Annotated in this window: 17 protein-coding genes and 2 pseudogenes; 12 read left to right on the forward strand and 7 right to left on the reverse strand. The window is 63.3% G+C overall.

Translation table 11 applies throughout. The features are described from left to right. The first annotated feature begins 80 nt into the window (after positions 1–80). Together NKG59_RS00100 and NKG59_RS00105 are read left to right on the forward strand one after the other, a co-directional pair. Positions 81–959: a lysophospholipid acyltransferase family protein gene (locus tag NKG59_RS00100; protein WP_253534171.1), complete on the forward strand. Its 879-nt coding sequence runs from the start codon at positions 81–83 to the stop codon at positions 957–959. Positions 960–1,051: 92 nt separating this feature from the next. Next, positions 1,052–1,818 (forward strand): annotated as a pseudogene (locus NKG59_RS00105) (HAMP domain-containing protein); the annotation flags it as partial. A 56-nt stretch (positions 1,819–1,874) separates the two neighbouring features. Here NKG59_RS00105 and NKG59_RS00110 read toward each other — a convergent pair. After that, positions 1,875–2,189 carry an antibiotic biosynthesis monooxygenase family protein gene (locus NKG59_RS00110; RefSeq protein WP_253534173.1) on the reverse strand — a complete coding sequence of 105 codons (315 nt, stop codon included), beginning with the start codon at positions 2,187–2,189 and terminating at the stop codon, positions 1,875–1,877. 116 nt (positions 2,190–2,305) lie between these two features. Here NKG59_RS00110 and soxR point away from each other — a divergent pair, with 116 nt between their 5' ends. After that, positions 2,306–2,785 carry a redox-sensitive transcriptional activator SoxR gene (gene soxR / locus NKG59_RS00115; RefSeq protein WP_316679365.1) on the forward strand — a complete coding sequence of 160 codons (480 nt, stop codon included), beginning with the start codon at positions 2,306–2,308 and terminating at the stop codon, positions 2,783–2,785. Between the two features lie 210 nt (positions 2,786–2,995). On the opposite strand, the gene NKG59_RS00120 is transcribed toward soxR, so the two are convergent. After that, positions 2,996–3,289 carry a hypothetical protein gene (locus tag NKG59_RS00120; RefSeq protein ID WP_253534175.1) on the reverse strand — a complete coding sequence of 98 codons (294 nt, stop codon included), beginning with the start codon at positions 3,287–3,289 and terminating at the stop codon, positions 2,996–2,998. 367 nt (positions 3,290–3,656) lie between these two features. Here NKG59_RS00120 and NKG59_RS00125 point away from each other — a divergent pair. Continuing rightward, a pseudogene (locus NKG59_RS00125) lies at positions 3,657–4,028 on the forward strand (lipocalin-like domain-containing protein); the annotation flags it as partial. A gap of 267 nt (positions 4,029–4,295) precedes the next feature. Further along, on the forward strand, positions 4,296–4,622 hold the full coding sequence (locus tag NKG59_RS00130; RefSeq protein WP_253534179.1) for an EthD family reductase: 327 nt from the start codon (positions 4,296–4,298) through the stop codon (positions 4,620–4,622). A gap of 66 nt (positions 4,623–4,688) precedes the next feature. Here NKG59_RS00130 and NKG59_RS00135 read toward each other — a convergent pair whose 3' ends face one another. Then, a complete protein-coding gene (locus NKG59_RS00135; protein WP_253534181.1) occupies positions 4,689–5,402 on the reverse strand; it encodes an SDR family NAD(P)-dependent oxidoreductase in 714 nt (237 codons plus the stop codon). Positions 5,403–5,534: 132 nt separating this feature from the next. Between NKG59_RS00135 and NKG59_RS00140 the strand changes: the two genes are divergently transcribed. Beyond that, a complete protein-coding gene (locus NKG59_RS00140) occupies positions 5,535–6,491 on the forward strand; it encodes a LysR family transcriptional regulator (protein ID WP_253534184.1) in 957 nt (318 codons plus the stop codon). A gap of 149 nt (positions 6,492–6,640) precedes the next feature. On the opposite strand, the gene NKG59_RS00145 is transcribed toward NKG59_RS00140, so the two are convergent. The 3 genes from NKG59_RS00145 to NKG59_RS00155 all read right to left on the reverse strand — a co-directional run bounded on the left by NKG59_RS00145 (position 6,641) and on the right by NKG59_RS00155 (position 7,896). Next, positions 6,641–7,081 (reverse strand): hypothetical protein, encoded by a 441-nt coding sequence (locus tag NKG59_RS00145; RefSeq protein ID WP_253534186.1) that lies wholly within the window; start codon positions 7,079–7,081, stop codon positions 6,641–6,643. Between the two features lie 172 nt (positions 7,082–7,253). Continuing rightward, entirely contained in the window at positions 7,254–7,547 is a 294-nt protein-coding gene (locus NKG59_RS00150; RefSeq protein ID WP_045204008.1) for a hypothetical protein, read from the reverse strand. Between the two features lie 10 nt (positions 7,548–7,557). Next, positions 7,558–7,896, reverse strand: coding sequence for a hypothetical protein (locus NKG59_RS00155; protein WP_253534188.1), 339 nt, complete (start codon positions 7,894–7,896; stop codon positions 7,558–7,560). Between the two features lie 309 nt (positions 7,897–8,205). Here NKG59_RS00155 and acnB point away from each other — a divergent pair, with 309 nt between their 5' ends. Then, positions 8,206–10,791 (forward strand): bifunctional aconitate hydratase 2/2-methylisocitrate dehydratase, encoded by a 2,586-nt coding sequence (gene acnB, locus NKG59_RS00160; RefSeq protein ID WP_253534190.1) that lies wholly within the window; start codon positions 8,206–8,208, stop codon positions 10,789–10,791. A gap of 153 nt (positions 10,792–10,944) precedes the next feature. Here the strand turns inward: acnB and NKG59_RS00165 are convergent, their stop codons facing one another. Continuing rightward, a complete protein-coding gene (locus NKG59_RS00165; RefSeq protein ID WP_253534193.1) occupies positions 10,945–12,648 on the reverse strand; it encodes a M30 family zinc metallopeptidase in 1,704 nt (567 codons plus the stop codon). Between the two features lie 324 nt (positions 12,649–12,972). Between NKG59_RS00165 and NKG59_RS00170 the strand changes: the two genes are divergently transcribed. From NKG59_RS00170 to NKG59_RS00190, 5 genes are all read left to right on the forward strand, one after another. Beyond that, entirely contained in the window at positions 12,973–13,839 is an 867-nt protein-coding gene (locus NKG59_RS00170) for a LysR family transcriptional regulator (RefSeq protein WP_045204004.1), read from the forward strand. A gap of 61 nt (positions 13,840–13,900) precedes the next feature. Beyond that, the gene (locus tag NKG59_RS00175) at positions 13,901–15,058 is read left to right on the forward strand and encodes a putative 2-aminoethylphosphonate ABC transporter ATP-binding protein (protein WP_253534195.1); all 1,158 of its coding nucleotides are present in this window, start codon (positions 13,901–13,903) and stop codon (positions 15,056–15,058) included. A 7-nt stretch (positions 15,059–15,065) separates the two neighbouring features. After that, positions 15,066–16,829 (forward strand): putative 2-aminoethylphosphonate ABC transporter permease subunit, encoded by a 1,764-nt coding sequence (locus NKG59_RS00180; RefSeq protein ID WP_253534197.1) that lies wholly within the window; start codon positions 15,066–15,068, stop codon positions 16,827–16,829. A 44-nt stretch (positions 16,830–16,873) separates the two neighbouring features. Then, positions 16,874–17,752, forward strand: a complete 879-nt coding sequence (phnX, locus tag NKG59_RS00185; RefSeq protein WP_253534199.1) for a phosphonoacetaldehyde hydrolase — start codon at positions 16,874–16,876, stop codon at positions 17,750–17,752. 55 nt (positions 17,753–17,807) lie between these two features. Next, the gene (locus NKG59_RS00190; protein WP_253534201.1) at positions 17,808–18,833 is read left to right on the forward strand and encodes a putative 2-aminoethylphosphonate ABC transporter substrate-binding protein; all 1,026 of its coding nucleotides are present in this window, start codon (positions 17,808–17,810) and stop codon (positions 18,831–18,833) included. Position 18,834 lies beyond the last annotated feature (1 nt).

Here is an 18,834-nt window from a genome sequence, read left to right on the forward strand (position 1 = left end):
GCTAGCCTCCGGTGTCTTGGCCGAGGCTCCGAGAAACGCCTGGCGGCGCGTCAGGCAACTGGCACCAGGAGTGCAACACCGTGCATCACCCATCCCAGTTCGCTCAGCGCGCGCTACCTGTTCTCTTGAGGCTGTTCTCCTCGCTGTCGCTAGCTGTCATCCACAGCATCGGACGCGCGGGCGGGCGGCTCCTCTATGCCTTACCCGGTGGATATCGCCGCCATGTCCAGCGCAACGCTGCGCAGGCCGGATTCAACGCGCCCCGCTTTGCGCGGCAGGCAGCAGCAGAAACCGGTGCAATGATGAGCGAACTGCCACGGGTCTGGTTTCGTAGCGATGCATGCATGGCCCAGGTGACTTGCGAGGACAGGCACGTCATCGAGGAGGCTCTGGCCGAGCGCAATGGACTCATCATGCTCACGCCCCACCTGGGTTGCTTTGAGCTGGCTGCACGCTATATGGCACAACGCATTCCATTGACGATCATGTTTCGCCCGCACCGCAAAGCCGTGCTGCGCGGCCTGCTGGATGCCGTGCGCGCGACTTCGAACCTGAAGGCGGTGCCAGCAACCTCTGAAGGCGTTCGATCGTTCGTACGCGCCTTGCGCCAGGGGGACGCGGTCGGCCTTCTTCCCGATCAAGCCCCGAAGGGCGATGGTGTATGGGTCCCGTTCTTTGGCCGGCCGGCGTACACCATGACGCTGCCAGGCAAGCTCGCCAAGCAGACGAACGCGCCCCTGATCATCGCCGCCGGCGAGCGCCTGCCCGGCGGGCGCGGCTGGCGGATGCACGTGAAGCGCCTGACCGGGCCGCTTCCCGACGGCGCCGAAGCTCAGGCTGCCTGGATCAATGCAGAAATGGAAGAGATGGTCAGGCGGTTTCCTCAGCAATACCTGTGGGGCTACAACCGATACAAGGTGCCTGCTGCTGCCCCAGCGGCTCCTACGGCCACTGTATAGGCGCATTTGTCCATTGCCTTGCCGATTCGGTGCCTGCGCAGGGCGAGACGGTCACCCATCTTGCGCAAATCGCAGAGCAAACGATTATCGTGGTGACGATTGTTGCCATCGTTGCCGCAGTCATGCTTGCATTCTTCATCACGCGCAGCATTACTGTGCCGCTCAGCTTTGCTGTCTCGGCAACCGAGGCTGTGGCGCGCGGAGATTTTACGCAGCAATTCAATACCCACGGCAAAGATGAAACCGGTCGCCTCTTGCGTGCACTGAGTGAGATGAGCGCAAGCCTCTTGCGCTTCGTCGGTCATGTGCGCACGGGGTGCTGACACGATGGCGTCTGCAACCGGCCAAATCGCAGCGGGCAATCTCGAACTATCGACGCGCACAGAAGAACAGGCGGGCTTGCTGGAAGAAACAGCCTCCAGCATGGAAGAGCCCACTGCGACTGTCCGGCAGAACGCCGACAACGCCCAGCAGGGAAGCACGCTGGCGAGCAGCGCTGGCAACATCGCTCAGAAGGGCAGTGTCGTGGTTGGGAAGGTCGTGAGCTTGAAGATGGTGCCCAATTGGCGTCTGAGGCCGGGCGACAATGTCTGAGGTGACAACCGCTATTGCGCGCGTTACAGGCATCATGAGCGAGATCGCCGTAGCTTCAGTTGAACAGAGCAGAGGTACCGAGCAGATCAACCTTGCGATTGCCCAGATGGATGAGATGACGCAGCAGAATGCCGCGCTCGTGGAGCAGGCTGCGTCAGCGTCTGCTTCGTTAGAGGATCATGGGCGCCAGCTTCGCGATTCAGTCGCATTCTTCCGCTTGGACAGCAGCGGGCACATGATTGCGGCGCCGGTCGGAACGGGCTAAAGCCCTGGTCAGCGCGGTGAGAATGGCAAGGTGAGGCGCTCAATACTGCGCCTTTCTTAACTTGGCGCGACCGTATACACAGCCGTATCGGCCCTGATGCCGAGGTCACGACGGAACGTTTCCGGATCGAACCCTTCCTGAATCTGCTGCGTCTCGATTGCGGATTTCGCGGCCTCCATCGCTTGGAGGCTGGTCCATTCGACGATGGACACCACGTTGAACTCGGTGGCGCCAGCGGTGTGCGTCAGCACTGAGCTTTTCAGGCAACCTGGTTGGGCGGCGAGCAGGGCCCTCGCTTGCTGGATGCGCTCCATGAAAGCCGGCATGGCGGCAGCCGGTACGGCGAAGCGACCAATGCGGAAAACCGCCATGTGTGAGTCGTCGGAAGCTTTTGCGGATGTCATGCTGAACCTTGTCCTTAGGCGTGGATAAAAGATACCGCCGTACTCTAAAATCTCAAGTAAGGTTGAGGTCAAGAGGTTCGCGCATGAAAAAGCATCCCTTGGAAGAAATGGGTATTCCGCTCACGTTGAGCGTGGGTGAGGTATCCCGCCGCAGCGGCGTACCTGTGTCGACACTGCATTTCTATGAGGCCAAAGGCCTCATCGAGAGTCACCGCACGACAGGCAACCAGCGCCGATATTCGCGCGACGTCCTGCGCCGCGTAGCGTTTGTGCGTGTGGCGCAGCGTGTCGGAATTTCTTTGGGTGAGATAGCGGCCGGGCTGGACGAACTGCCCAAGGGCAGCATTCCGGACCGCGAAGCGTGGTCGCGATTGTCGACGACATGGCGCAGCGATCTTGATGAGCGCATCGCTCAACTCAAGAAGCTGCGCGACACATTGGACGATTGTATTGGCTGTGGCTGCTTGTCGATCGACCGGTGTCGCCTGCGCAATCCGCTGGATAAGCTAGCCCAGGAGGGGGCGGGGCCGCGACGACTGATGGTCAAACCTCTGAAATCGTGACGGTAAGTTACGGCGGTGTTCCGCAGACCTATCGTACGTGGCTGCTCAATGCACAAAATAAGGCCGGAGTTTGTCGTCAAGGATCGCATCAGGCGCATCGAAGTCGTGCGCACGGTCTTGTCGTGGGGCCGATGCGTTGCAGCGAAGAAACGCCCACATCGGCGATTCCGGTGGGCGCGCAGCGCAGAAGCATCTGGAGCGCTCTTGCAGCTATCCGGGCAATCCGGCCAAGCTCAAGGCATGGCCGAGTTTCGAGGCGAGCGCGGGCGCGCAGTCGGCTCCGCTGAACTGTCGCTCGAAGCGGAAAGTCGGGTGCAATTCAAGCACGCGTGCCGCGGCAATTCGCGCTTCGTCCAGCCGATTGAGGCCGACCAATGGTCCGATCAAGATGACGTAGTTGATGCTGTGGCTCGGGTTTGATTGCACCGCCAGATATGCCGCTTTCGCTGCTGCTGGCAACGCGTCCTGAAGAAAGTGCCTCCATGCCTGCGCTCGATACGACACGGACGGACCAGCTATCGTCGTTCGGCACGTAGACGTCGTCGTGAGTATCGACAGGAGGCAGAGGCTTACAGCTTCTGCTTGCCTTGGCGTGAGGAGTGCAGCGTACCGCTTATGACAGTCCCTCCGGCGGGCCGAGGAGGCGCAACGGGGCCGGCTCGCGTTCGTCTTTTCCGGCTTGCGGCCTATATTGGGTGTTACGGTCGGCATTGCTCGAGCGGAGGGCCCAATGAAACGCTTGTACACCTTCATCACGGTTTCAATGTTTGTGCTTACGGGACTAGCGCTTCAATCCTGCGTCGCATTGGGCGAAAAGCCGCTTGATGAGCAACTGGCCGGCGCCTAGACGTATGTCTCGGTCGATACCGTCCGCCCAGATGGCAGTCGCGCACCCATGTATGGGCCAAATCCGCAGGGCCTTGTCATCTTTGACGGCCACGGTCACTACGCGCTGGTGAACTCACGCGCCGACCTGCCAAGGTACGTCGCCAACGACCGCATGAAGGGCAGTGCGGACGAGTATCGCGCGGTAGCGCAAGGTTCGATTGCGCACTTTGGGAGGTACGTCGTAAATGAAGCGGACAGAACCATCACCTTCCGCATTGAGACGAGCACATTCCCGAACTGGAACGGGGTAGAGCAGCGCAGGCCGTTCGTTCTCTCGGGAGATGAATTGCGATGGACCACGCCCGCCGCCTCGGGAGGGGGCTCCGGAGAAATTGTGCTGAAGCGAGCCAGATGACGCTGGCGGGCGGCACATGAATGCTTAGCCGGCGCCTTATGGAACGACCTCAGCGCAGATGTCTGTTGACTTGCGCAGCTTGATCGCCCGAGCCACGACCGGCTCTTTGGCATCGTCGGTCTTCAGGACGATGAGCATGCTGGCGTAGCGGGCTTTCCAGTTTGGCCCGAACGGACGCCCCAAGCCCCGCCGAACTCAAGACGGTATGATCGCCAGCAGTCACGAGAATCTCTCGGCGACGATGCCAATGATGGCAAGGAGAGCCGCATGATCAAGGTCACCGTGATGTACCCGTACTCCGAAGGCGCGCGTTTCGACCACGCCTATTACCGCGACCGGCACATGCCGATGGTGAAGGCGAGGTTGGGCAGTGTCTGCGCCTACTACACCGTCGAAAAAGGCTTGGCCGGTGGAGCGCCGGGCACGCCGCCCGCCTTCGTGGCGATGTGCGCGTTGATCTGTGATTCGACCGAAGGCTTTCAGGCCGCCATGCAAGAGCACGGCGCCGAGATCCTGGGCGACATTGCCAATTACACCGACATCGCACCGGTGATTCAGGTCAGCGAGGTCGTGGTCGAGCGGTCGGATCGTTGAGCGCATCCTCTGGCATCGTGGGGCAAGCACGTGGAAAGCCGTTTTCTCCAAAACAGCCGATCCCAATCACCAGCGGACAGTCCTGCCGCGATAGTCGAGATATTCGAGGCCGGGCCGCCCCAGTTTGTTCAAAATCACGTTCACGACGCCCGGAACGCTTTCCTCGACTGACAATCGGCCCTCGGGGCCACCGAGGTCGGTGCGTACCCAACCCGGGGCGATCAGCAGCATGGCCAACGGCGTGTGCGCCTGGCGCGCTGCGAAGCTGCGCATGAACTGGTTCAGCGCCGCTTTGCTGCCACGATAGAGTTCGCGCTGGCCGGATTCGTTGTCGGCAATGCTGCCTTGCCCTGACGACATGATCCCGATCAGGCCGGCCGGCGGAACAAGATCGGCCATGCGTTCGACCACGCGCATCGGGCTGAGCGCATTGGTAATCATCAGCGCTACGAAATCCTCTGTGGAGACCTCGCCGATGGTCTGCGTCGGATCCGGATTGGTCGTCCCCGCATTGACGAACAGAACGTCGAACATCCGGCCGGACAGGCGCTCACGCAGGGCCTGGATCTGCTCGGGCCGCGTGATATCCAGCGTTTCGATCGCGACCCGGCCCGGATGCGCATTGGCGAGATCATGCAAGAGCGTCCGGCTGCTGCCGGCGCGAACCGTGCCCACGACATTCCATCCGTTTTTCAGGAATTCGGCGGCCATGGCATGACCAAGACCCCGTGAGGCGCCGATCAACAAGATGGTGGGCGTGTGGATGGGGGCGTTGGGCAAGGCGTTCTCCGTTGTGCACAGGTGATGCAATGCATTGTCGAGAGAACTCGCGTCTTGCACCAGACGCCTGGTAGACAATCCACGATTGCATCAGACGCCATGGTTGGATGCGTTTTCGATTATTCTGGCCGCATGTCACGCGTCGATCTCAACCTCCTGCCCGCACTGGACGCATTGCTCAGCGAGCGTAGCGTTACCGGTGCGGCCCGGCGTCTGAATCTGAGCGTCTCGGCCATGAGCCGCACGCTTTCGCGCTTGCGCGTCGCAACGGGCGATCGCTTGCTGTTGCAGGCTGGCCGCGCGCTGGTGCTGACACCTTATGCCGAGCAACTGAGCCAGCGTATTCCTGCTCTGGCCCGTGAAGCGGAGGCGGCGCTCAGCCGTGCTGAACATCGGTTCGACGTGGCCACCCTTGAGCAATGCTTCACCGTGCGCGCGGGTGAGGGCTTCGTCGATCTGCTTGGCGCGGCGTTGATGGATCGCCTCCAACGCGCCGCGCCCGGCGTGCAAGTCCGCTTCACGCCCAAGCCGGACTGGAACGCGCAGCCGTTGCGGGACGGTGCGATTGATCTGGAGATCGGTATTGTCCGGACGGCTGCCCCCGAAGTCCGTACGCGGCCGCTTTTCCGCGATCGCTATGTCGGCGTGTGTCGCGCGGGCCATCCTCTCCTGGGCGCTGCGCGCATCAGCCTGGAACAATGGGCAGCATGCGGCCACGTCATGGTTTCGCGTACAGGCCAAACGGAAAATGCGATCGACGTGTCATTGGAGCCGCCAAACCTTCGGCGGAAGGTGGCAGTCGTGGTGCCGTCCTATTTGAGCGCGATGCAACTGGCGCGCCATTCGGACTTGTTCGCCGCCGTTCCGCATTCCTGCCTTGGGAATGCCTTTGTAGCGGATTTCGCGGCGGCCAACGGGTTGCAGTATTTCGAACTGCCGCTGGCTATACCTGCTTTCACCATTTCAGAGATCTGGCACCCGCGCCTTGACCACGATCCGGCGCATCAATGGTTTCGCACTGAAGTTCTAGAGCTGTGCCGGGTGGCATATCCGCAGAATCCGCTCGAGATACGCGCTGAAGGCAGGTAGACCGTTATCGCTGGACAGGGCGCGTGTGTTCGCTTGGGGGCCGGTACCCAAAATATGCGGACGTCCGCCCATGCCGCCATGCATCGCCGAAACTCCGCGCGACGGCGGGATAGGGCTTGTCGCTGCGTTCGAGATGTATTGCCGTCTTCTCAGGCAGTCGCGGAGAACAGGCTTCCCGAGCTCTTGCCTTCCGCTTGCTGTGCCTGTGCAAGTTGGCCGATTGCGGTTTCAAGTGCCGCAGAGACCGAGCTTGCCTCCGTCGACAGCGCCTGCAGCCGCGCAGCCGCTTCCTTGTCGACAGTGGCTTGTTTCCATTCGGCTTCCATCTGGCGTTGCAATGCTGAAAGCCGCTGCCGCAGCGCATTGATCTGCGCTTTCAACTGCTTGACCACGGGGCTGTCGCTGGACGTGCCCGCGTCGCTCGATGTTGGATTCAGGCCAGTCGATGATTGCGCTTGGTCCTTGTTCGAGCGGGTGTCGTTGCCTTTCGAGGTGGATGTGGCCGCAGCTTCATTCCCTGCTGAGGCGCTAGATGGGCGGCTCGCCGCAGGCGGCACGGCGTTGGGCGTGAGTGAGGGATCGACTCGCATAGCTGATTCTTCTTGTTTGAATGTCGGCAGGCGTGATGTGCTTGCCGCTATACATCGGACTCTTCTTCGGCATGTTCGCCTGGAACTTGAGGAAGGCTGAAGCGGCTTCACTGCGGGCATTGCTCAGAAGCCGATGGCGCTCCGGGGGAAGGACGCTGCCACCTCCCGGTCTTCACCAGTGCTGGTCGTAGGTGCCTTTGCCGTTCAGCTTGTCGACCATTTCCGAGAGCCAGCGCTCCTCTTGAAGCGCTCTGCGCAGTGCGTACAGGGCGGCGCCCTGCGGGTTGTCAGGGTAGACGAAGTAGTGCTCAGCCTCCACGCGCCAGGCGTTGTATGCGACGACGTGGAGGGCGCGGATCTCCCACAGCAGACGGATCACGGTTTCGTTGTCGCGGTGCTCTTGGGCCAGCGTTTTGAGTTCGGCAAGGGTCAGCGCGGGAAAGCGCTCGCGGATGGGTTTCGACATGGGCGCACCGTCACCACTTGCGAGCGACGCGCATCGTCCGGCGCTCATGTGGGGTGGGCTCGTCGGTGAGCGACGCGCGGTACGCCTCCTGCGCAGCTTTGCCCTCGTGGAACCATGTCTCCACCGCGAGTTCGCTATGCAGCGCCTCGACGGCAATGCTGAAGGCGTCTGTTCGACCGCCCGGGCCAGCTGCCTCTGCCACCTGATGTGCGCGCCAGACGAGGTTGCGCAGCGCCTGCACTTCCATTAGCAACCGCCGCACGACCGGGTCATGGCCGTAGCGATCGCCAATGAGCGCGAGCTGCGCGTTCGTGGGCGCGGGGTATTCGATGCGAAGGGGATAGGGCATGGTTCAGACACTGTATGTTTATACAGTATCGTGGGCCGCGCCGAACGCGTCAACGTAGACAATGCAGACGTGGACGAGGCGACACTTGGCACGCCTTGAGGTGCTTCCGGGCGCTGCATGCTGTGCAGGAAATCGTTCCAACAAGCAGCATCGGGCCGCGGAAGACGGCGGGTTTGCTTGACTCTTATATAAGATATAAGACATTTGACCGTGTGGGGTATTGCGATTAGAATCGCGCCCAAGCGGCGCCCGGACCAGCCTCGGGGTGCCTGAAAAGATTCCCTGTAACGTCATCTCAGCAGGTCTCCCATGCTTGAAAACTTTCGCGCTCACGTGGCCGCCCGCGCCGCGCTCGGTATTCCTCCCCTGCCGCTGACGGCTCAGCAGACCGCCGAACTGGTCGAACTGCTGACGAACCCGCCCGCAGGCGAAGAGCAGACGCTGCTCGATCTGATTACCCATCGCGTGCCCGCTGGCGTGGACGAAGCCGCTCGCGTCAAGGCCGGCTTCCTGGCCGCCGTGGCCAAGGGTGAAACTGCCTGCCCGCTGATCTCGCGCAGCCGCGCCACCGAACTGCTTGGCACGATGCTGGGCGGCTACAACATCCAGCCGCTGATCGAGCTGCTGTCCGATGACGCCGTGGCCGCTGTGGCCGCCGACGCGCTGAAGAAAACCCTGCTGATGTTCGACCAGTTCCATGACGTGAAGGAACTCGCCGACAAGGGCAACGTGCACGCCAAAGCCGTGCTGCAGAGTTGGGCCGACGCCGAATGGTTCACGAGCCGTCCGGAAGTGCCGGAAAGCCTGACCATCACCGTCTTCAAGGTGACGGGCGAAACCAACACCGACGACCTGTCGCCGGCACCGGACGCCACCACCCGCCCGGACATCCCGATGCACGCGCTCGCGATGCTTAAGAACGCGCGCCCCGGCATCACGCCCGAAGAAGACGGCAAGCGCGGCCCGGTCAAATTCATTGAATCCCTGAAGGAAAAGGGCCACCTGGTTGCCTACGTGGGCGACGTGGTCGGCACCGGCTCTTCGCGCAAGTCGGCCACCAACTCGGTGCTGTGGTTCACGGGCGAAGACATTCCCTACGTTCCGAACAAGCGTTTCGGCGGCGTGTGCCTTGGCGGCAAGATCGCCCCGATCTTCTACAACACGATGGAAGATGCCGGCGCGCTGCCGATCGAACTCGACGTGTCGCAGATGAACATGGGCGACGTGGTCGAACTGCGCCCGTACGAAGGCAAGGCGCTGAAGGACGGCAACGTGATCGCCGAATTCCAGGTCAAGTCCGACGTGCTGTTCGACGAAGTGCGCGCCGGCGGCCGCATTCCGCTGATCATCGGCCGTGGCCTGACCGCCAAGGCGCGTGAAGCGCTGGGCCTCGCACCGTCGACGCTGTTCCGCCTGCCGCATCAGCCGGCCGACAGCGGCAAGGGCTTCTCGCTCGCGCAGAAGATGGTTGGCCGCGCGTGCGGCCTGCCGGAAGGCCAGGGCATTCGCCCGGGCACGTACTGCGAACCGAAGATGACCTCGGTGGGTTCGCAGGACACCACCGGCCCGATGACCCGCGACGAGCTGAAGGATCTGGCTTGCCTCGGCTTCTCGGCCGACCTCGTCATGCAGTCGTTCTGCCACACCGCTGCGTATCCGAAGCCGGTGGACGTGAAGACGCACCAGACGCTGCCGAACTTCATCAGCACGCGTGGCGGCATTGCGCTGCGCCCGGGCGATGGCGTGATCCACTCGTGGCTGAACCGCATGCTGCTGCCCGACACCGTCGGCACCGGCGGCGACTCGCACACGCGCTTCCCAATCGGCATCAGCTTCCCGGCAGGCTCGGGCCTGGTCGCGTTCGCGGCGGCCACCGGCACGATGCCGCTGGACATGCCGGAATCGGTGCTGGTTCGCTTCAAGGGCAAGATGCAGCCGGGCGTTACGCTGCGTGACCTCGTCAACGCGATTCCGCTGTACGCGATCAAGCAAGGCATGCTGACGGTCGCCAAGCAAGGCAAGAAGAACATCTTCTCGGGCCGCATCCTCGAAATCGAAGGCCTGCCTGACCTGAAGGTCGAGCAAGCGTTCGAGCTGTCGGATGCGTCTGCCGAGCGTTCGGCCGCTGGTTGCACGGTGCACCTGAACAAGGAACCGATCATCGAATACCTGAACAGCAACATCACGCTGCTCAAGTGGATGATCGCGCAGGGCTACCAAGACCCGCGCAGCCTGCAACGCCGCATCAAGGCGATGGAGCAATGGCTGGCCGATCCGCAACTGCTGCAGCCGGATGCCGACGCCGAGTACGCCGCCGTCATCGAGATCGACCTGGCCGACATCCACGAGCCGATCGTTGCTTGCCCGAACGATCCGGACGACGTGAAGACGCTGTCCGACGTGGCCGGCGCCAAGATCGACGAAGTGTTCATCGGCTCGTGCATGACCAACATTGGTCACTTCCGTGCCGCGTCGAAGCTGCTGGAAGGCAAGCGCGACATTCCGGTCAAGCTGTGGGTCGCGCCGCCGACCAAGATGGACCAGAAGCAACTGACCGAAGAAGGCCACTACGGCGTGTTCGGCACGGCCGGTGCCCGCACCGAAATGCCGGGCTGCTCGCTGTGCATGGGCAACCAGGCACAGGTGCGCGAAGGCGCGACGGTCATGTCGACGTCGACCCGTAACTTCCCGAACCGCCTGGGCAAGAACACGAATGTGTATCTGGGCTCGGCGGAACTGGCGGCAATCTGCTCGCGTCTGGGCAAGATTCCGAGCAAGGAAGAGTACATGGCCGACATGGGCGTGCTCACCGCGAACGGCGACAAGATCTACCAGTACATGAACTTCGACCAGATCGAAGACTTCAAGGAAGTGGCCGACACCGTGCAGATGTAAAGGTGTTTCGCGACTGCGGTGGGTCGTTCCCGCCGTAGTCAAATGAAAAGGCGCCGAGGGTTGAATGCCCTCGGCGCCTTTTCTTTTTGGTGCTTCTCAAGATTCCAGCACGGGCTGAAACCAAAAGGGAGCACGCTCCCTCAACCAGCGTTGTCAGTGGATGATGATGGACACCGTTGAATACGCTGGCACCGTGATCGTCTCGCTGTACGTGCCTGCCTTCATGCCGCGCGCGACCGGGAACTGGCCGAAGCTTTGCAGCGTGGCCGGTACGGACGTCGGCATGGTGCGCTGGCTGCTGTAGCTCGGGCCGTTCAGCGCAGGGATCGAAAAACCGCTGTCCGAGCGAGCCGGATACGCAAAGCCCGATGGGCTGCCTGGCACCGGCAGCAGCGCGACCGCCGTGCCCCAACGGCCCGTTGCATCGCCCAGGCCTGCGCCGCCGCCGGCTTGGATGGCGCTGTTGAGTACCGCAGCCGAATCTGTGGACGAGAAGTTCTGCAGCAGGTTCGTGTAGTACGCAATGCCGTACTGGCGCAGCAGGAAGCCGCCCAGGCTGCCCGAAATCGGATACCCCGGGCACGACGAAGACAGCGACGGATCAAACGCCGTCAGCGAGCAGTCGTACGCGCTTTGCAGCCAGGCCGGGAAGCGGCTGTCGCGCACGTTGTTGAAGGTCGGATCGATCTGGCTGGAGAGCACGTCTTCCATCGTCATCGCCGTCATTTCTTCCAGCCACGTGCCGTACATGTACTGCGAGCCGTGCAGCACGCCGCGCTGGTAGAAGTTGGCCATGTGCGTGAACTCATGGCCGAGCGTCGAGACGACGGTATTCAGCCCATCAGTGCCGCCCAGGTAGATGGTTTCCGAATCCACATACAGTGACAGCGACTGATTCGACAGCGGCTGCGAGCTGGTGGTGAAGTTGTTGCGCGCCCAGAAATAGCCGACGCGACCATAGGGCTGGCTATCGGGCTGGATGTTCAGCACCACGATGTCGAGCGCCTGGTTCGGATCGATCAGGCTGGCGGAGCTGGAGTAGCTGCCCCACGGCTGGCCGACCAGCGAAGTAGCCAGCGTGTAAACCGACTGCGTGCCCGAAGCAAACTTGCTGATGAGCGTGTTGATGATGCCGTCGGTGATCTTGCTGGTGCCGTATTCGGTGTTTTCCACCCACAGGTTGACGATGCGGCCGTCGGTGGCCGTGGCTTGCTGGCGCAGCGTGGCCGTACGCACGGTGGCGGTGCCGTCCGGCTGCTGGTGGTTCCACGTACGCTGCGTGCCGACGCTGGCGACCGACTGCGGACGCAGCACCGTGTCGTTGGACGCGCCTTGCGTCTTGAGCGGGCCGCCGCCAGTGGCGTATCCGTCCAGCGCATGGATGTTGAAATCGGAAAGCTGGCGATCGAACGCCGCGTTGGCGTCATTGCCGGCCACGTCGGCGGCAGTCTTCTGGACCGGCGCTCCGGTGGCGTTCAGCAGGCCCAGGCCCGTCAGCGAGACGGACGGCATCGGCTGTGCCGCCGCACTCTGGTTGGTGTAGACGAGCGTCACGCTCTGGCCCGTGAGCCCCGCGATCGACACCGGCACCGAGCCGGCCGCTGCGCCCGTATTGGTCGCTTGCCACACGCCCACGCCGGAGCCGGCGTAGGTGTTGCCCAGTGCGCCGCAGTTCGACCCGCTGCACGCCGCCGCCACGGTGATATTGGCGGACGAGCCTTGCGTGGAGGCCGGGGCGGCCCCCGAACTGCCGCCGCCACCGCCTCCGCCACATGCGGCCAGGGTACCTGCTGCTGCCACCATCATCGCGATGGTCCATTGCTTCGTGCCGCGCACGTTGTTGCTGCTGCGTTCCATCTACTTCTCTCCAATTCCGCACATACCAGATGCCTGCACAGGGGCGGCTCGTGACTGCCTCAAGCGCAACATGCGGACGGATTCTCAAGGCGAAGTGGCGGATTCGATTCGTGGAAATGACGGCCTCACAGGCGCCAATTCCCCCCGATGTGGGGGTACGCAAAGTTTGCGTTGTCGAAAAGGTTGAAAAAGTCGTAGCCCCGGGATGTAGATGCAGAAAACGGAGGAGGGCGCCTGGCGCCACTTTGGCGACGGTGCCGTCCGCTAGAATGGGCCGCCCGCTCATTCACCGCGCCGCAAACGCGCTCAATACGTCACCCGCCGATGCTCGTTGCGCAGCTCAAATCGTTCTTCATGGTTGCCCGCCTGGGCAGCATCACGCTGGCAGCCAAGCAGCTCGGCCTGTCGCAGCCGACCGTGACTTCGCAGATCCGCGCCCTGGAAGAGGCCTACGGTGTCGAGCTGTTCTACCGGGGCGGGCGCCGGCTTTCCTTGGCGGACGCGGGCGTGCGGCTGATGCCCCTGGTGGACCAGCTCGTGCGCCAGGAAACCGAGATTGACTTCTTCCTGCGCAATTCCGGCGACATGGGATCGGGCCACCTGCGCATCGGCGCGACCGCGCCGTATTACGTGCTCGACATCGTTGATCGGTTCTGCAAAAGCCATCCCGGCATTGACGTCAGCATCGAAGCCGGCAATTCGGTGCAGATGCTCGAAGCGCTGCAGGAGTACCGGGTCGACGTGGCATCGTCGTCGCAGCGGGTGGACGACGCGCGCTTTCTGCGTATTGAACTGGCACGCGATCCGCTCGTGCTCGTGGTGCATCGCAGCCACGCGCTCGCCGACCGGACGAGCGTGCCGGTAAGCGCGCTGTCGCAGTGCCGGCTGCTGGTGCGCGAGGTGGGATCGACCACGCGCGCCATGACCGAAACGATGATGGCGCAGGCTGGCGTGACGCCGGCTTCCACGGTGGAGATCGGCAGCCGCGAATCCATCCGTGAGGCCATCACGCGCAACCTGGGTGTCAGCGTGATCGCCCGCCAGGAAGTGCCAAGCCACGCCGATCTGCGTGTGCTGCCCTTTGAAGGTGGCGCGCCGGAGCTGAGTGAATACCTGTATTGCCTGCAGGATCGGCGCGAGGCGCGGCTGATTGCCGCCTTCCTGAGCGAGGTCCGGCCGGTCTCGTCATAGACGAACCAAAATCCGGAAATGCGCGCATTGGCGTTTTTGGGGTAACTGCCACAAGGGGTACATGTCGGCTGGCTACAGTGGCGATCGTTTTTGCCACTGTCTGCGCCCCGTGCCCATCTCTCAGCCTGTTTCCAACCCGACCTTGGGTTCTGCCGCGCCGTTCCTGTCTGTGCGGCAAGTCTCGCGCCGCTTTGGCGCGTTTACGGCGCTTGACGGTGTGTCGCTGGATGTGGCGCAGGGCGAGTTCGTCTGCCTGCTGGGCCCGTCGGGCTGCGGCAAGACGACCCTGCTGCGCATCATCGCCGGGCTGGAGGCGCACGACGGTGGCCAGATCATCGCCGGTGGCCGCGATATTTCCAGCCTGCCCCCGCGCGAGCGTGACTACGGCATCGTCTTCCAGTCGTATGCGCTGTTTCCCAACCTGACGGTCGCGCAGAACGTTGGCTACGGGCTGGACGCCAGCAACGGCAACCGTGCGCGCATGCAGGAGCGAGTCTCGGAGATGCTCGCGCTGGTTGGCCTGGCCGGTAGCGAGGCGAAGTACCCGTCGCAGCTGTCGGGCGGCCAGCAGCAACGTGTCGCGCTGGCCCGCGCGCTGGCGCCCGCGCCATCGCTGTTGCTGCTGGATGAGCCGATGTCGGCGCTGGACGCCCAGGTGCGCGAACACCTGCGCATCGAGCTGCGCCGCCTGCAGCGCAAGCTGAACGTCACCACGCTGATGGTCACGCACGACCAGGACGAGGCCATGGTAATGGCCGATCGCATCGCCGTCATGTCCAACGGCCGCATCGAGCAGACGGGCTCGCCGGCGGAGATCTATTCGCGCCCGGCCACCGGGTTTGTCGCCGGGTTTGTCGGCCAGGCCAACTGGCTGCCGCTGGAACGCGCGGAAGATGGCACGCCCACGCTGGCCGGCCAACCGCTGCTGCTCGATCCGGCTTTCGCCGATGGCGGCTCGATGCAGGGCCGCCTGTTCTGCCGCCCCGAAGCCGTCACGCTGCAACCGGACGACGACGCCCCCAACCGCCATCTCGCTCGCGTGGTCGACCAGATTTACCTCGGCAGCCGCACGCGCGTGACGCTGTCGATCGATGGCCTGGCCGATGCACCGCTGGTGGCCGAAGTGGCATCGAGCGCGCTGCAAGCCGGCCGCAATGGCCTGGGCGACAGCAAGCTGTGGATTGCGCTGGAGCGCGACGGCTTGCGCGTGTATGCCTGAGGCCGCCATGTCGATGTTGCCTCCCGAGACGAACGTGGTTGCGGCCACTCAATCCGAGCCGGTTCGCGCTGCGAGCCGGCCTTTCTGGCGTACCGATGCGCCGGTGCTGACCGGCATGAAGCTTGGCTGGCTGCTGTTGCTCGCCATCGGTTTGCTGCTTCCCACGGCCATGATGTTGTTGCAGGCCACGGGTCTGGTTGCCAGTGTGCGCAGCACAGACGAGCATGGCCTGGCGCTGGTTGCCCACGTGGTCCAGGCGCCAAATTTTCTCGACATGGTTGGCCGTACGCTGGCCGTATCCGGCGCGGTGGCCGCCATTGTGGTGCCGCTGGCGTTTGCCCTGGCTTACGCGGTGCAACGCACCTGCATGCCGTTGCGCGGCACGCTGCGCACGCTGGCGATGCTGCCGCTGTTTGCGCCGTCGCTGCTGCCGGGCATTGCGCTGGTCTACCTGTTTGGCAACCAAGGCCTGCTCAAGGCATGGATGAGCGGCAACAACATCTACGGCTTCTGGGGCATCGTGCTGGGCGAGGTGTTTTACACCTTTCCGTATGCGTTGATGCTGTTGCAGGCGACGCTCACGCTGGCAGACGGCCGGCTGTATGACGCCGCCCGTGCCATGGGCGCGAGCCCGTGGCGGACGTTCCGCACGGTCACGCTGCCCGGTGCGCGCTACGGGTTGTTCGGCGCCTTCGCGTTGGTCTTCACGCTGGTCGCGACCGACTTTGGTGTGCCGACCGTGGTGGGCGGCAGCTATCAGGTGCTGGCCGTGGAGGCCTACAAGGCGGTGGTTGGTCAGCAGCAGTTTGCACGCGGCGCTGTCATCGGTTTGATGCTGCTGCTGCCGGCGCTGCTGACCTTTGCGGTAGAGCGCCTCGTGCAGCGCCGCCAGCACGCCGCGCTGGCCAGCCGCGCGCAGCCATATCACCCGCAGCCGGATCGCCTGCGTGATGGGCTTTTCCTGCTGCTGAGCGTGCTGGTCGTCGGCGGGATTCTGCTCATGCTTGCCACCGCCGTTGGCGCGTCGCTGGTGAAGCTCTGGCCTTACAACCTCGAACTCTCGCTGCGCAATTACGACTTCGACAACATGGACGGCGGCGGCTGGCTGGCGTATCGCAATAGCCTGAAGCTGGCCGCGCTGACCACGGTGTTTGGCACCGCACTGATCTTCACCGGTGCATGGCTGGTCGAAAAGACGCGCGCCGCAGGATGGTTGCAATCCGGGCTGCATTCGGCCATCCGCTTTGCCGTGCTGCTGCCGATGGCGGTGCCCGGCCTCGTGCTCGGTCTGGGCTACGTGTTCTTCTTCAACCATCCGGCCAATCCGCTCAACGGCCTGTATGGCGGCATGGCGCTGATGGTGCTCTGCACGATCATGCACTGCGCCACGGCGGCACACCTTACGTCGGTGGCGTCGCTGGGGCAGCTCGATCCGGTGTTCGAGGCGGTGTCGGCCTCGCTCAAGGTGTCGGCGCTTCGCACGTACTGGCGCGTGACACTGCCGATGTGCCTGCCGGCCGTGTTGTCTTGCGCGCGTTACCTGTTCGTGTCGGCCATGACGACCGTGTCGGCGGTGATCTTCCTCTACAGCCCCGATACCGTGCTCGCTTCCGTGGCCGTGTTGAACATGGACGACGCCGGCGACATCGGCCCCGCTGCGGCCATGTCCACGCTCATTCTCGTCACGTCGATCGCCGTATCGCTGCTGCTGGAACTGGCCACGCGCGGCGTCGTGCGCCGCACGCAGGCCTGGCGCACGGCGGCGCATTGAATTCGTAGTCCGTAACCGAAAAAAAGCAGAAAGGAAGCATGAACATGGGTGACTCCTCCCCAATCTCGGCGCGCCAGGCAGGCGCAGACCGCGTCAACCCGGGCGGCACGCTGTTGCGCCTGGAGGCCGCTGTGCTCGACTGGGCCGGCACCGTGGTCGATTTCGGCTCGTTTGCTCCCACGCAGATCTTCGTCGAAGCGTTTGCCGAGTTTGGCGTGGCCATCACGCTGGACGAAGCACGCGGGCCGATGGGCTTGGGCAAGTGGGACCACATCCGCACGCTGTGCAATGACGGTGCGATTGCCGCGCGTTTCTCGCTCGCACACGGTCGCATGCCCACCGATGACGATGTCACCGCCATCTACAACCGCTTCATGCCGCTGCAGATCGAAAAGGTGGGTGCGCATTCCGCAATGATCCCGGGCGCGCTGGACACCATCGCCGCACTGCGCGAAGCGGGGTTGAAGATCGGCACGTGCTCGGGCTATCCGCGCGTGGTGATGGACCGCGTGGTCGACCTGGCTGCCAGTGCCGGCTACGCGCCCGACTGCGTGGTCGCTTGCGATGAAGTGCCGCGTGCCCGCCCGTGGCCGGCGCAGGCGCTGCGCTGCGTGGTTGATCTTGCGATTGGCGATGTCGCGGCCTGCGTGAAGGTCGACGACACCGTGCCCGGAATTGAAGAGGGCCGCCGCGCCGGCATGTGGACCGTTGCGCTGCTCATGTCGGGCAACGCGCTGGGCCTGCCGTACGAGCAATACATCGCACTGTCTGCAGACGAGCGTGCGCGCCATCGCGTTGCCATCTCGGCCGGCTTTTCCGCCTGCCGTCCGCATTACGAGATCGACACGATTGCCGATCTGCCTGAAGTCGTGGCCGACATCAACCGCCGTCTGGCGCGCGGTGAACGCCCGCAGTGCATCTGAGTTTGTTGTTCTGTTTGTTGTCTTTTCCGCTGCATCACACCATACCGAGGAAACCATGACCGCACGTCTTTCCCTGCTGGCCGCCGCAGTCGCTTCGGCCGCGATGGCTTTCGCCACGTCGGCTTTTGCCAAGACCACGCTGACCGTATACACGGCGCTGGAAGCTGATCAAGTGAAGGCGTACCAGGAAGCTTTCGAGAAGGCCAATCCGGACATCGAGATCAAGTGGGTGCGCGACTCCACTGGCGTTGTCACCGCCAAGCTGCTGGCCGAGAAGAACAACCCGCGCGCCGACGTCGTGTGGGGCCTGGCCGCATCGAGCCTGGCCATCCTGGACAAGGAAGGCATGCTGACGCCGTACGCACCGGCCGATCTGTCGAAGATCGGTGCAACGTACCGCGACAAGGCCAACCCGCCGGCATGGGTGGGCATGGATGCATGGGGCGCGGCCATTTGCTTCAACACCGTCGAAGCACAGAAGCAGAACTTGCCGAAGCCGACTTCGTGGGCTGACCTGACCAAGCCCGTGTACGCGGGCAAGATCGTCATGCCGAACCCGGCTTCGTCCGGCACCGGTTACCTCGACGTAAGCGCATGGCTGCAGATGCTGGGTGAGCAGAAGGGCTGGGCCTACATGGACGCGCTGCACCAGAACATCGGTCAATACACGCACTCGGGCTCCAAGCCTTGCAAGATGGCTGCTTCGGGCGAATTCCCGATCGGCATCGCGTTTGAATACCGTGCCGTGAAGTCGAAGAAGGAAGGCGCACCCATCGACATCGTGCTGCCGTCCGAAGGCCTGGGCTGGGACGTGGAAGCCACCGGCATCATGAAGGGCACGAAGAACCTGGACGCCGCCAAGAAGCTGGCCGACTTCTCCGCAAGCCCGGCTGCAATGGCGCTGTACGAGAAGAACTTTGCCGTGGTCGCCACGCCGGGCTTCTCCAAGCCTGATCCGCTGCTGCCGGCCGACTACGAAAAGCGTCTGATCAAGAACGACTTTACGTGGGCCAGCGCCAATCGTGATCGCATCCTCGCTGAGTGGACGAAGCGCTACGACGGCAAGTCGGAGAAGAAGTAAG

The sequence above is a fragment of the Ralstonia chuxiongensis genome (genome assembly GCF_024158925.1).
In the GTDB taxonomy this organism is placed as follows: Bacteria; Pseudomonadota; Gammaproteobacteria; order Burkholderiales; family Burkholderiaceae; genus Ralstonia; species Ralstonia chuxiongensis.

What these genes read in the sequence shown, in the direction of transcription:
- NKG59_RS00170 (WP_045204004.1), top strand. Translation starts at nt 12,973, where the DNA reads ATGCTCGTTGCGCAGCTCAAATCGTTCTTCATGGTTGCCCGCCTGGGC.
- NKG59_RS00180 (WP_253534197.1), top strand. Translation starts at nt 15,066, where the DNA reads ATGTCGATGTTGCCTCCCGAGACGAACGTGGTTGCGGCCACTCAATCC.
- phnX (WP_253534199.1), top strand. Translation starts at nt 16,874, where the DNA reads ATGGGTGACTCCTCCCCAATCTCGGCGCGCCAGGCAGGCGCAGACCGC.
- NKG59_RS00140 (WP_253534184.1), top strand. Translation starts at nt 5,535, where the DNA reads ATGTCACGCGTCGATCTCAACCTCCTGCCCGCACTGGACGCATTGCTC.
- soxR (WP_316679365.1), top strand. Translation starts at nt 2,306, where the DNA reads ATGAAAAAGCATCCCTTGGAAGAAATGGGTATTCCGCTCACGTTGAGC.
- NKG59_RS00145 (WP_253534186.1), bottom strand. Translation starts at nt 7,081, where the DNA reads ATGCGAGTCGATCCCTCACTCACGCCCAACGCCGTGCCGCCTGCGGCG.
- NKG59_RS00175 (WP_253534195.1), top strand. Translation starts at nt 13,901, where the DNA reads ATGTCGGCTGGCTACAGTGGCGATCGTTTTTGCCACTGTCTGCGCCCC.
- NKG59_RS00150 (WP_045204008.1), bottom strand. Translation starts at nt 7,547, where the DNA reads ATGTCGAAACCCATCCGCGAGCGCTTTCCCGCGCTGACCCTTGCCGAA.
- NKG59_RS00190 (WP_253534201.1), top strand. Translation starts at nt 17,808, where the DNA reads ATGACCGCACGTCTTTCCCTGCTGGCCGCCGCAGTCGCTTCGGCCGCG.
- NKG59_RS00155 (WP_253534188.1), bottom strand. Translation starts at nt 7,896, where the DNA reads ATGCCCTATCCCCTTCGCATCGAATACCCCGCGCCCACGAACGCGCAG.
- acnB (WP_253534190.1), top strand. Translation starts at nt 8,206, where the DNA reads ATGCTTGAAAACTTTCGCGCTCACGTGGCCGCCCGCGCCGCGCTCGGT.
- NKG59_RS00130 (WP_253534179.1), top strand. Translation starts at nt 4,296, where the DNA reads ATGATCAAGGTCACCGTGATGTACCCGTACTCCGAAGGCGCGCGTTTC.
- NKG59_RS00165 (WP_253534193.1), bottom strand. Translation starts at nt 12,648, where the DNA reads ATGGAACGCAGCAGCAACAACGTGCGCGGCACGAAGCAATGGACCATC.
- NKG59_RS00110 (WP_253534173.1), bottom strand. Translation starts at nt 2,189, where the DNA reads ATGGCGGTTTTCCGCATTGGTCGCTTCGCCGTACCGGCTGCCGCCATG.